This is a genomic window from Streptomyces sp. SID3343, from assembly GCF_009865215.1.
Lineage (GTDB): Bacteria > Actinomycetota > Actinomycetes > Streptomycetales > Streptomycetaceae > Embleya.
The window spans coordinates 1-11,146 of record NZ_WWJX01001167.1; the positions used below are offsets into that span (position 1 = coordinate 1).

Below are 11,146 nucleotides of genomic sequence, written 5' to 3' on the forward strand. Positions count from 1 at the left end.
GTCCTGCGACCGCTCCCGCGCTGCTCGCTCACGCGGCCCTCCCGCCGTCTCGTCGGTCCGGTCCCGGCGGCGCCGCCCGCGCGTGACTACGTGCCGGCCGCTGTGGCGACCGCTGTGCCGGCTGCTGTGTCGACCGCAGGTCAGCCGTCGAAGCGCGGGAACGCGCCGCGACCGGCGTACTCGGCCGCGTCGTCGAGGATTTCCTCGATCCGCAGCAGCTGGTTGTACTTGGCGACCCGCTCGGAGCGCGCCGGGGCGCCGGTCTTGATCTGGCCGCAGTCGGTGGCCACCGCGAGGTCGGCGATCGTCGTGTCCTCGGTCTCGCCGGAGCGGTGACTCATCATGCACCGGTAACCGTTGCGGTGGGCGAGCGACACGGCGTCGAAGGTCTCGGTCAGCGTGCCGATCTGGTTGACCTTCACCAGCAGGGCGTTGGCCGCCTTCTCGTCGATACCCCGGGCGAGGCGCTCGGGGTTGGTGACGAACAGGTCGTCGCCGACGAGCTGCACCTTGTCGCCGAGCTGCGCGGTGAGCGCGACCCAGCCTTCCCAGTCGCTCTCGTCCAGCGGGTCCTCGATCGACACGAGCGGGTACGCCGCGACGAGTTCGGCGTAGTAGGCCGACATCTCGGCGGAGGTCTTCTTGGCACCCTCGAAGACGTACGCGCCGTCGGTGTGGAACTCCGACGCGGCCACGTCGAGCGCGAGCGCGATGTCGGTGCCCGGCGTGTAGCCGGCCATCGTGATCGCCTCGACGATCAGGTCGAGCGCGGCGCGGTTGCTCTCCAGGTTCGGCGCGAAGCCGCCCTCGTCGCCGACGCTGGTGGCCAGGCCGCGGGCCTTGAGCACGGACTTGAGGCAGTGGTACACCTCGGTGCCCCAGCGCACGGCCTCGGCGAAGGTCTCCGCGCCGATCGGCGCGATCATGAATTCCTGGATGTCGACGTTGGTGTCGGCGTGCGCACCACCGTTGAGGATGTTCATCATCGGCACGGGGAGCACGTGCGCGTTCGGGCCACCGAGGTAGCGGAACAGCGGCAGGTTCACCGATTCGGCGGCGGCGTGCGCGACCGCGAGCGACACGCCCAGGATCGCGTTGGCGCCCAGTTCGCTCTTGTTCTCGGTGCCGTCGAGGTCGATCATCGCCTGATCGATCAGGCGCTGGTCGTCGGCCTCGGTGCCCGCGATCTCTTCGTAGATGCGCTCGTTGACCGCGTCCACGGCCTTTTGTACGCCCTTGCCGCCGTAGCGGTTCTCGTCGCCGTCCCGAAGCTCGACGGCCTCGAAGGCACCGGTGGAAGCGCCGGACGGAACCGCGGCACGACCCGAGCTTCCGTCGTCGAGGACGACCTCGACCTCCACCGTGGGATTCCCTCGGGAGTCCAGGATCTCCCGGGCGTGGATGACGTCGATGGACGGCACGAGTTTCTCCTTGATGACGGGGGCACGCTGATCTCGTGGCCAGCCTAGTAGGGGCCCGACTCACGATTCGCCCGGGAATGGGTAGCACACGGCGACTATCCGGTGACGCAGACACGAACAGATTGGCTACTGTGACGCTCGGTCGACGACGGGGGCGTACACATGACCGAGCACGACACGCACGGCGAAGCCGCCGACGGTTCGGTGGATCTGCTGCGCGAGACCGCCGAACTGGCCGCCGGGCGCGGCGATCCGGCGGCGCTGCGGGAGGCGCTGCGCGCGGCCCGGTTGTACTGCGCGCAGCCGGAGTCGCCCGGCTTCGGAGCGCTCGGGGTGCCCGGTGACGGCATGGTGCCGGTCTTCACCTCACTGGAGCAGTTGGCCCGCTTCGCCGGCCAGGGCGCGTGGTTCTCCACCCTGGGCTCGGACCTGCTGGATCTCCTGCCGCCGGGCTACGACCTCGGCCTGGACCTGGCCGGGCCACAGCCGTACCTGCTCAGCCGAACCCTGTGGACAACCGAAGACGCACCTGCGGCAGCCGGCTGATGGTGAACCAGGCCCCGGACGGCGGCGGAGGCAGCGGCGCCTTCGCCGTCGACGTCGAGACCGTACGGGCGGTGATTCCCCCGCTGTTGGACTCGCTGGAGGTCGCCCGCGAGGTGTGGAAGCACCACGAGAAGATGACCGAAGGACTCGGCGCCGACGGCACCACAGGCGTCGAACGCACCGCCAAGGAGTTCCTTCGCCGCTGGGGCCACGCGATGGGCCTGGTCGTCAAGGACGGCGAGGCGATCACGCAGGCGCTCGCCGTCACGGTCCAGCAGTACGACCTCGCCGAGGCGGTCGCCACGGGCCTGATGCTCAGGAACGACCTGCCCGACGGCACGGCCCAGTACATCCCCAACCCGAACCCACCGATCTCCGTGATGAATCCGGAGCAACTGGCGGCGGCCGAGGCCCAGGGCAAGGTGGTCCGCGCCCCGACCGTGAACGCCGACGGGCACCCGGTCTACGTCCCGAATCCGAATCCACCGGAGGGCGTGACCGCCGCCCCCGCGAAACCGCAGGGGGCAGGCGCCTGATGGGAAAGAACAAGAACCGAATACCGGCCGGATCGACCGCGGAGAGCCTGATCCCGGGCAACTGGCAGGCGCTGGAACGTCTGGCAGGGCAGCTGTCGACCTACGCGGGGCGATCGAAGGACGCCGCAGGGCGATTGGGGACGATGAGCGCCGCCGAATCCTGGAGCGGCGAAGCGGCCGAAGGCTTTCGCAAACAGATGAGCGGTCTGCCCAAGACCCTGACCAAGGGTGCCGGCGCGTTCCAGAAGGCGGCGAGCGCACTCCTGGTCTACGCGATGGAGTTGCGGACCGCCCAGGACACCGCCCGCAGCGAACTGATCCCGGCCGCCGACCAGGCCCGGGCGCAGTCGGCGCAGTACGACGCGGCGAAGTCCGACTACAAGGCAGCCGTCGAACGCGGCGACGACAAGACGATGTCGTTGGCGAAGCCTCCGGACGACGACCCCGGAGACAGCGCGATGAAGGACGCGGAGCGCCGGCTCGGTCGTCTCCGGGACGACTTGGGCGACGCCGAACACGCGTGCATGCGCGTGCTGGAGGACGGGGCGGACGACGCGCCCGAGGGCCAGAGTCCGTGGAAGACGATGTACGAGGGCATCAAGGAGATCGGCGGCGGCGCGAAGGACGCGACCTTCGACCTGGCGAGTTCCGCGTGGAAGACCAGTTCCATCCGCGCGGCCATCGACCCCAAGGGCTACCTGACCGATCTGACCGCGACCGCCGAGGGTCTCAAGTACGCGACCACCCACCCGATCGAGTTCGCCAAGGCCGCGGTCAACTGGGACGAATGGCGCAAGAACCCGCTGCGCGCGGGCGGCATGATGATTCCCGACCTGATCATCACCGCCGCGACCGGTGGCGCGGGCAAGCTCCCGTCCGCGATCACGAAGGTCGACAAGCTCGTCCCCGGCGACGGAAAGCCCGACCACCACCCGGACGCGGACCCGAATCACCATCCCGACGCCGACCCGGACTGCCGCGGCCAGGACTCGTGCGGCCTCGCCGGTGAACCGGTGGACATGGCCACCGGCGAAATGGTCCTGGACCAAACCGATGTGACGCTGCCGGGCGCGCTGCCGCTGGTGCTGCGGCGCCGCCACCGCACGCACTTCACGGCGGGGCGGTGGTTCGGCGAGCGCTGGGCCTCGACGCTGGACCAGCACCTCGAACTCGGGCCGCACGGGGTGCGGTTCACGGCGGCCGACGGGGTCGTGCTGCGCTATCCGATGCCGGAGGCCGGGGCGTCGGTGCTGCCGTTCGGCGGGTCGCGGTGGCCGCTGGTGCGGACGGACGCATCGTTCACGGTGACCGACCCGCGGCGTGGCTGGACGTGGTCGTTCGCGTCCCTGCCGGGCGTGGCGTCCACCCGGATGCCGCTCCGCTCGCTCTCCGACCGCAACGGGAACCGAATCGACTACCGCTACGACGACGCGGGCGTCCCGTGCGAGGTCACCCACACCGGGGGCTACCGGATCGCGGTCGACTCGGTGGCGGGACTGGTCACGGGCCTTCGCCTGCTCGGCGCCGACCCGGAAACCCACCTGTGCACGGACGATCCGTCCGCGTCGGTTCCTCTCATACGCTTCGGCTACGACGACTCGGGTGACCTCACCGACATCACCAACTCCTCGGGCAGGCCGCTCCGTTACACCTACGACCCGCAACACCGCATCACGTCGTGGACCGACCGAAACGACACCTGGTATCAGTACGAGTACGACGAGGCCGGCCGCTGCGTCCACGGCTGGGGCTCCGACGGCATCATGGACAACACGTTCGACTACGACACGGTCACCCGGGTCACCCGGATGACCGACGCCCTGGACGCCGTGCGCGAGTTCGAACACGACGACTGGGGCCTGATCGTCCGCGAGACCGATCCCCTCGGCGGCGAGACCCGCACCGAATGGGACGCCTACAACCGCCGGACCGCGGTCACCGACCCGCTCGGCCACACCACCCGCCTCGCCTACGACGACCTGGGCAACCCGACGGGGACGGTCAACCCGGACGGCACCTTCACCGTCGCCGACTACCACCCGACCCTGTGTCGCCCCGTCACCATCACCGGCCCGGACCGCCGCCACCGCAGGTACACCTACGACGAACGCGGCAACGCCCTGACCCACACGGACGCAGCGGGCGCGGTCACGACGTATACCTACGACGGCGCCGGCCACATGACGTCCATCACGGACGCGCTGGGCCACACCACCCGCTCGACGTCCGACGCCGCCGGCCTGCCGCTGACCGTCACCAACCCCTTGGCCGCCACCACCACCGTCACCCGCAACGCCTTCGGCCGCATCGTCACCTCGACCGACCCGCTGGGCCACACCACGCGCACCGGCTGGACCACCGAAGGCAAACCCGCCTGGCGCGAACGCGCCGACGGCGCCCGCGAATCCTGGACCTGGGACAGCGAGGGCAACCTACGCCGCCACCTCAACGCAGCCGGCTTCGCCACCAGGTGAGCAGTGAACTCGATGCTGAAAAATTCCACCGGTGGATTCTTACTGTTCTTGATGTACTCGCTTCACCGCCAGACCGACAGTTGGACTATTTGAGAACCTCGCACGTCGACGTCGACGAGATCGCGCTCCAGTTCGACGATGCATTCAACGCAGCAAGAGCGAGTCTCCATGCCGACCTGATGAGCCGGACGGATTTCGAGCGTCTTCGACCGGTACGAGAAAGGCTGGATGCCATCGCAAACGATTCCCATCATCTTTGGGAACGGGAAGCGCTCGGCGAAGCTGCGGAGTGGCAAGAAGTCCGAAAAGCAGCAGCTCAGGCCCGGACCGAACTGGGCAATGCCTGGAGGTGATCTCCAACTGGTGAATCGGGAAAGTTCGCTTCGGCGACCGCCGGGTTTTGGGGCGTGTGGCCAATTCGGCTAAGGCGTCCGCCGGTACGCACTGCCAAGGGACGGCACGACCTGCCCATCCCAGACATCCGACCAGGGTTCTCTGACAAGACACGGAAGCCCTGAAGCGTTGGCTCGAGAGCCCAGGCCCAGACGAGCACGGAATCGGCGTCGAAGCATCCCGGGCAGCGTTCGGGGCTTCCGACTTGTCAGGGCTTGCCGCGCCCCCTGAGGGATCCCAGCAGTGTGACCCACGAGTCGGCCGGGACGCGAAGGTGGCCGCGCGTGCGGGACTTGGTGTCTCGGACGGCCGTGGCGTCGGCGATGGGAGCCACCTCGACGCAGGTGTTGTTGTCGGTGGCCGAGGAGCAGGACGAGGTCCGCCACGCAAAGTCGGTTGCACTTTTCACGATTGACTCCACCTCCGCTTGATCGACTTCACTGTCTCGGCCGGCAGTCCGTGATACTAAGCCGCGTTCGAGCGGCATTGATCGGTCCGTCTCTGCGAGTCGCCGCGTTCGGGCTTGGGTCAGTGGCCTGCGGTAGCGTTCTTGAGGGACGTCACGAGAGTGGCCCAGGAGCCTGCCGCGACGCAAAGGTGGCCACCGGTGCGGCGCTTGGTGTCTCGAACGGCGGTGGCTTCGGCAGTGGCGAGGGGGGCCACCTCGACGCAGGAGTTCTCATTGGTGGCGGCCGAGTAGGACGAGGTGCGCCAAGGCCATGCGTGGTCGTTGTTCACAGTTCCTCCAGGCGTCGACGGATGAAGCTTTGGGTGTCGGCCGGCGTCAGGGCATGAGACTTCAGATGGTCCAACGCCCGTCGGTATCGCCGAATTTCGATGTCGCCGTCGCGGATTGCCAACCCGCCCTGGTCCTCGGATACCGCGACGCTCGGCTCGTGTTCATTGTCGAAGTCGAAGACAGTGATCCCTCCTTCGATCGGACATGCTGCGGACTCGAAGGGAATCACGCGGATCTCGACGTTCGGCAACTCGCCCAACTCCAGCAGATGTCGGAGCTGTCCCTCCAGAACGTGCCGCCCTCCGGTGTACACGTACAACAGGGCCGCAGCGATCGTCACCGACACTGCGACATCGTCGGTCAGCAATTTCTGTCGGCGCATCCGGACACGAACCAAGGCTTCCGCCTGGTCGGGGTCAGGCACGAACGGCGAGGCGTCGAACAGGGCTTTCGGATTCGCTTGCGTCATAGAGGCCGCACAACTTGCCGAGATCGTGCCTCGACAGCGAGACCTTCGCCGTCTCGATCCGGACGATCTTCGTATGACTCCAGCCGCACGTTTCCGTAACGGACTCCCCCGTCAAGTTCACCCGAAGCCGGAGTCGCTTGAGTTCGAGGCCAAGTCTCCGACGTGCGTAAGTGGGCGTTACGGCCATCTCTCATCACCCCCCATGGACCGTTCCCGAGCGCAGACCCTGGCGCACGGTACGCCGAGAGGCGGCCACAAGCGGCCAATGGGCAGGGGAGTTGCTCGCCTCAAAGTTGTCGCCAATGCTGTGCGTTACGCACCGCGTACTCGGGTGCGGGTGCGGGTGCTGCATGATTTTCGCGGGCGTCGGGTGGTGGTCGTGTCGAGGACGGCAGCAGCGTGCTGCCGGTGCGGGCCGAGCCACCGGCGGGTGATCTCGTCGACCACGGCCGAGGTGTGCCGCTGCTCGAAGCGTTGTGGCCCGCGCGTGGCGACGAGCCGATCGGGCGCGGGAAACGCGTCTGGTTCGCGATGGAGATGGGGCGGGGGGCCGGTGAGTCATTGTTTCGAGTCCGGTGGGCGGATGTTGTGGAACCCCTCGCTGGGACCCGCGCACCTCTACCTCGCCATGGCGGAGAGTGTGAGTGCGGTTCTTCGGGTGGATTCCGGGATCGCCACGAACGACTCGGACGAGTCGCACATCGATCCGCCGGTCTTCGAGGCGTTCACTCGCACCGTGTTCGCGGCCTGTTTTTCGACCACGCATCCGGAGTTTCGGCTGCTTCTGCGGGGGCCGCTGGTCGTCTCTCTGGCGCTGCTGGAGAAGCTCGGCGTGGCCATCGAACCCGCCGACGCCGAGCAGGCGGCGATGGTGGCCGAGGCGCACGAGCGCGGGAGCGGATTTTCCGGCTGAGCGGTGCGCGCGCGGCGGCGGGGGCCGAAAGACGGTTGACTTCGAGTGCACTCCAAGTGATCCAATCCCCCTCATGGACGCGGCCGTTGGTCGCCCACGATCTCCGGGAGTGCGAATGAGCGAGTCACCTGTTGTGCTGATCACCGGTGGCGGCAGTGGCATCGGTGCGGCGGTGGCCAGGCAACTGTTGGCCGCCGGACAGTGCGTGGCGGTTACCGGCCGAAGCGCAGAGAGGCTTCGGCGGTTCGCCGCGGAGGCGGGTGATCCCAAGGAGCTGTTGACCATCCCCGGCGACGCCGCCGACTACGACGCGGTGCGTGGCGCCGTCGAGGCCACCGTCGCGGCGTTCGGCCGCCTGGACACCGTCGTCGCCAATGCCGGGTTCGCCACCGCCGACACCATCGCCGACGGGAACCCGGACGAGTGGCGCGAAATGATCCTGACCAACGTACTCGGCCCGGCCGTGCTGATCCGGGCGTCCCTGGCCGCCCTGAAGGAGAGCCGCGGCCGCATCGTGCTCGTCGGCAGTGTCGCCGGCCTCGTGCACACCCCCGGCAACCTCTACGGGGCCACCAAGTGGGCCGTGACCGGCCTCGCCGAGAACACCCGTCGCCTGGTCACCGCCGACGGCGTGGGTGTCACCCTGATCGCCCCCGGTCGCGTCGAGACGCCGTTCTGGGACGGCCTCGGCGGCCCTCCCGAAGGGGGCATCCTGACCGCCGACCAGCTCGCCGACTCCGTCGTATGGGCGATCCGGCAGCCCCACGGCGTGGACGTCAACACCGTGGTCGTCCGCCCGATCGGCCAGCCGGTGTAGGCCACGCCGTCCCCGGAAGACCCAAACGGCGAGCCGACGCAGGCCCGAAGCGCGTCAGGACCCCGGCCCCGGCCCCAACCCGAACACCCGCCACCGCTTCGGGGTCACCACGCCCAGGCTGGTGCCTTCCCGAGTCAACGGGCGGCGTTGTTGTTCCAGCCCCTGTTCGCCCAGGATGTGCCGCATCGCGAACTCCCAGCGTTCCTGGGCCCATTCGTCCTCGCGCATGGTGACCTCGCCCCACACGATGACGTGGGCGATGTCGCCGTCGCGGGCCATCGACAGGCAGACCCGCGGGTCGTGCTCCAGGTTCGCCTTCTTCGTGCGGCCGGTGAGGCTGAGGTAGAGGTGCTCGTCGTCGTACGCGAGCATCACCGGAGTCACGTGCGGTTCGCCCGTCGGGGTCACCGTACCCACGTGTACCCAATGCTCCGGATCGCCGAGCATGGCGTCCAGAGCCTCTTTCAACTCGGGATGGATCATCGGAGGATCCGCCTTTCGCAGCACAGTGGCCCCATGATCACCGTACTGCGCCCCCATCCCCACCGGTCACTCGATATCCCGGCTGCGGCACGGTCAGAAGTCGTCCGGGTACGGCGCCGACAACACCTCGACAGTGGCCGGCTCCGGTGTGACGTATCCCGGCAGGAGTTCGGACAGCAACGCCCGCACGGTGATCGGGTCGTTGACGGCCGCGGCCTCGTACAGTTCGGGCAGCCGAACCACCGCGTCCAGGGCCTGTCCCGGCGGGACCGTGGCCTGGATCCGCTTGTGTTCGGAGGGTAGCCGCTCCTCGGCCGTGGAGAACAACGCCTCGTTGAGCTTTTCGCCGGGACGCAGTCCGGTGAACCGGATCGGCACGTTCGGCATGTTCACCTGCTCGGCGAACTTGTGCACGAGGTCCACGATGCGCACCGGCTCGCCCATGTCGAGCACGAAGATCTCGCCTCCCTGGGCCATCCTGCCCGCCTCCAGGACCAGTCCCACGGCCTCCTCGATGGTCATGAAGAAGCGGGTGACGTCCGGGTGGGTGACCGTGACCGGGCCGCCCGCACGCAGTTGTTCGGCCAGTACCGACAGCAACGAGCCCCGGCTGCCGAGCACGTTGCCGAAGCGGACGCCCGCGAAGACCCCGGGGGCCTGCGTGTTCGCCTGCACGATCAGCTCGGCCAGCCGCTTGGTCGCGCCCAGCACGGAGACCGGGTCCGCCGCCTTGTCGGTGGAGATCAGTACGAACCGCTCGACCCCCACGTCGAGCGCGGCCCGCACCAGGTTCTCGGTGCCGAGCACGTTGGACTTGACCGCCTCGCACGGATGCCGCTCCAGGAGCGGCAGATGCTTGTGCGCGGCGGCGTGGAAGACCACCTCCGGCTTGAGGTCGTGAAAGAGCTGTTCGATCCGCGGCCGGTCCCGTATGTCGGCGATCACCAACGACTCGTCGTCGAGCAACGCCTCGCCCCACACGTCGAGTTGGAGCCGGTGCAGGTTGGACTCGTCGTGGTCGAGCATGTACATCCGGCTCGGGTTGAAGCCGTACACCTGCCGGCACAACTCACTGCCGATCGAGCCGCCCGCGCCCGTGATCAGGACCCGTCGGCCCGCGATGACCTCGCGCACGGAGGCCGAGACGACGTGTAATTCCTGCCGGCCGATCAACCGGTTGACGTCGAGCATGCGCATGTCGCTGCCGACCACGTCGCGACGCAGCGCGACCAGGAAGGACGGCAGGTAGCGGACCGCGGCGCCGACGCTGGCCGCGCCTGCGGCCACCTTGCGAAAGTCCTCGTGCGGCAGCCCCGGGATGGCCAGCACGACCACCTCGATGCGATGCGCGAGGGCCACGTCGGTCAGGTCGTCCAGACCGCCCAACACCGGAAGAAGATGTTGTGGATTGTCCACATCCGCGACCCGGATCCCGTCCTTGTCGGGATCGTCGTCGAGAAAACCGATCGGCACCAATCCGAAATCGGGTGTGCGCAGGAGATCTCGCGCCAACGCGCTGCCCGCCGACCCGGCCCCCACGACCAGGGTCCGTAGACCCGCCCCCGACATGTCCGTCGCTGCTGTACTCCGACCCATCAAGCCCCCCTTGGTCAGGTGCAGCGTGATCGGCATCGGAACGTGCACCGACCACATGCGGCACCGACACACCGGTACAGGTTGGCGTCCCGCCCCGCAGCACCACGCCCACCCCGGCGGTCGTACGCGACTGCCCCTATTGCCCCCACAACCCCGGTGGTTTCACGGTCACGACGCCACTTCCGGCCCAGGCGTATCGGGTGGGCCAACAGTCGCGCAGGAACCACCGGCACTCGGGATTCAGCGTACGGCTCGCCTCGAACCCCCGTCGGGGTTTTACCCAAACGCCCGCAACTTCGCCTTTACCGTGTGCGATCCGTAGCCGAACGGCCGGTTGCCGTTCACCGCGCTCACCGCACATCGCCCGAACTCACCGCCGGTCACGGCCGATTCGTCGAACGGGCAGCAAAACGCCCCACCCGCGAAACTCGCGAGTGGGGCGAATGGTGCTGCGCACGACGGCTGTTCGAGCCAAAGACGCCAACCCTCAGCGGTGAGTCGTCACCCCTCAGCCGTCAGCCGTCAGCCGTCAGCCGTCAGCCGTCAGCCGACCGTCTCTCGTCAGTCGACCACGGGCGGAGCCGTGCGTCGGTCGCCGACCCACGTCTCCTCTTCCTCGCGCAGGTAGTCGGCACGGTCGCGACGGTTGCGCTCTTCCTCACGGCCGGCGGACGAACCCGCGGCACCGCCGCGCATCATCCCGCCGCGGCCGCCGGCCGGCCGCTGACCGAGCCCGCTGCCGCCGTTGGAGAAGGCCCG

The 11,146-nt window shown here is 68.4% G+C and carries 11 protein-coding genes and 1 pseudogene; 6 read left to right on the top strand and 6 right to left on the bottom strand.

The genetic code is table 11. The features are described 5' to 3' along the window. Nucleotides 1–140: 140 nt before the first annotated feature. Complete coding sequence (gene eno, locus GT354_RS36850; RefSeq protein WP_161360739.1) at nt 141–1,421, bottom strand: phosphopyruvate hydratase; 1,281 nt, start codon at nt 1,419–1,421, stop codon at nt 141–143. 162 nt (nt 1,422–1,583) lie between these two features. On the opposite strand from eno, the gene GT354_RS36855 reads away from it, so the two are divergent. From GT354_RS36855 to GT354_RS36870, 4 genes are read left to right on the top strand one after another with little or no spacing between them, the layout of a single operon-like run. Beyond that, nucleotides 1,584–1,967, top strand: a complete 384-nt coding sequence (locus tag GT354_RS36855; protein ID WP_237535828.1) for an SseB family protein — start codon at nt 1,584–1,586, stop codon at nt 1,965–1,967. Then, on the top strand, nt 1,931–2,503 hold the full coding sequence (locus GT354_RS36860) for a hypothetical protein (protein ID WP_161360740.1): 573 nt from the start codon (nt 1,931–1,933) through the stop codon (nt 2,501–2,503). The genes GT354_RS36855 and GT354_RS36860 overlap by 37 nt, the downstream gene beginning before the upstream one ends. Then, nucleotides 2,503–4,977, top strand: a complete 2,475-nt coding sequence (locus GT354_RS36865) for a DUF6531 domain-containing protein (RefSeq protein ID WP_161360741.1) — start codon at nt 2,503–2,505, stop codon at nt 4,975–4,977. The genes GT354_RS36860 and GT354_RS36865 overlap by 1 nt, the downstream gene beginning before the upstream one ends. Next, on the top strand, nt 4,974–5,330 hold the full coding sequence (locus GT354_RS36870; protein ID WP_161360742.1) for a hypothetical protein: 357 nt from the start codon (nt 4,974–4,976) through the stop codon (nt 5,328–5,330). Before GT354_RS36865 ends, GT354_RS36870 begins: the two co-directional genes overlap by 4 nt. 248 nt (nt 5,331–5,578) lie before the next feature. Here GT354_RS36870 and GT354_RS36875 read toward each other — a convergent pair whose 3' ends face one another. After that, complete coding sequence (locus tag GT354_RS36875) at nt 5,579–5,779, bottom strand: DUF397 domain-containing protein (RefSeq protein WP_202512705.1); 201 nt, start codon at nt 5,777–5,779, stop codon at nt 5,579–5,581. A gap of 325 nt (nt 5,780–6,104) precedes the next feature. Continuing rightward, the gene (locus GT354_RS36885; protein ID WP_161360745.1) at nt 6,105–6,578 is read right to left on the bottom strand and encodes a DUF5753 domain-containing protein; all 474 of its coding nucleotides are present in this window, start codon (nt 6,576–6,578) and stop codon (nt 6,105–6,107) included. A 265-nt stretch (nt 6,579–6,843) separates the two neighbouring features. Here GT354_RS36885 and GT354_RS56025 point away from each other — a divergent pair, with 265 nt between their 5' ends. Beyond that, nucleotides 6,844–7,491, top strand: a complete 648-nt coding sequence (locus GT354_RS56025; RefSeq protein WP_272923952.1) for a DUF6086 family protein — start codon at nt 6,844–6,846, stop codon at nt 7,489–7,491. 115 nt (nt 7,492–7,606) lie between these two features. Continuing rightward, on the top strand, nt 7,607–8,308 hold the full coding sequence (locus GT354_RS36900; protein ID WP_161360748.1) for an SDR family oxidoreductase: 702 nt from the start codon (nt 7,607–7,609) through the stop codon (nt 8,306–8,308). 54 nt (nt 8,309–8,362) lie between these two features. Here GT354_RS36900 and GT354_RS36905 read toward each other — a convergent pair whose 3' ends face one another. The 3 genes and pseudogenes from GT354_RS36905 to GT354_RS36915 form a co-directional block, all read right to left on the bottom strand. After that, the gene (locus GT354_RS36905; protein ID WP_161360749.1) at nt 8,363–8,791 is read right to left on the bottom strand and encodes a pyridoxamine 5'-phosphate oxidase family protein; all 429 of its coding nucleotides are present in this window, start codon (nt 8,789–8,791) and stop codon (nt 8,363–8,365) included. A 93-nt stretch (nt 8,792–8,884) separates the two neighbouring features. Then, on the bottom strand, nt 8,885–10,387 hold the full coding sequence (locus GT354_RS36910; protein ID WP_237535829.1) for a nucleoside-diphosphate sugar epimerase/dehydratase: 1,503 nt from the start codon (nt 10,385–10,387) through the stop codon (nt 8,885–8,887). A gap of 561 nt (nt 10,388–10,948) precedes the next feature. Continuing rightward, nucleotides 10,949–11,146: pseudogene (locus GT354_RS36915) on the bottom strand (hypothetical protein); the annotation flags it as partial.

What these genes read in the sequence shown, in the direction of transcription:
- GT354_RS36855 (WP_237535828.1), top strand. Translation starts at nt 1,584, where the DNA reads ATGACCGAGCACGACACGCACGGCGAAGCCGCCGACGGTTCGGTGGAT.
- GT354_RS36865 (WP_161360741.1), top strand. Translation starts at nt 2,503, where the DNA reads ATGGGAAAGAACAAGAACCGAATACCGGCCGGATCGACCGCGGAGAGC.
- GT354_RS36885 (WP_161360745.1), bottom strand. Translation starts at nt 6,578, where the DNA reads ATGACGCAAGCGAATCCGAAAGCCCTGTTCGACGCCTCGCCGTTCGTG.
- GT354_RS56025 (WP_272923952.1), top strand. Translation starts at nt 6,844, where the DNA reads ATGGGCAGGGGAGTTGCTCGCCTCAAAGTTGTCGCCAATGCTGTGCGT.
- GT354_RS36900 (WP_161360748.1), top strand. Translation starts at nt 7,607, where the DNA reads ATGAGCGAGTCACCTGTTGTGCTGATCACCGGTGGCGGCAGTGGCATC.
- GT354_RS36905 (WP_161360749.1), bottom strand. Translation starts at nt 8,791, where the DNA reads ATGATCCATCCCGAGTTGAAAGAGGCTCTGGACGCCATGCTCGGCGAT.
- GT354_RS36910 (WP_237535829.1), bottom strand. Translation starts at nt 10,387, where the DNA reads ATGGGTCGGAGTACAGCAGCGACGGACATGTCGGGGGCGGGTCTACGG.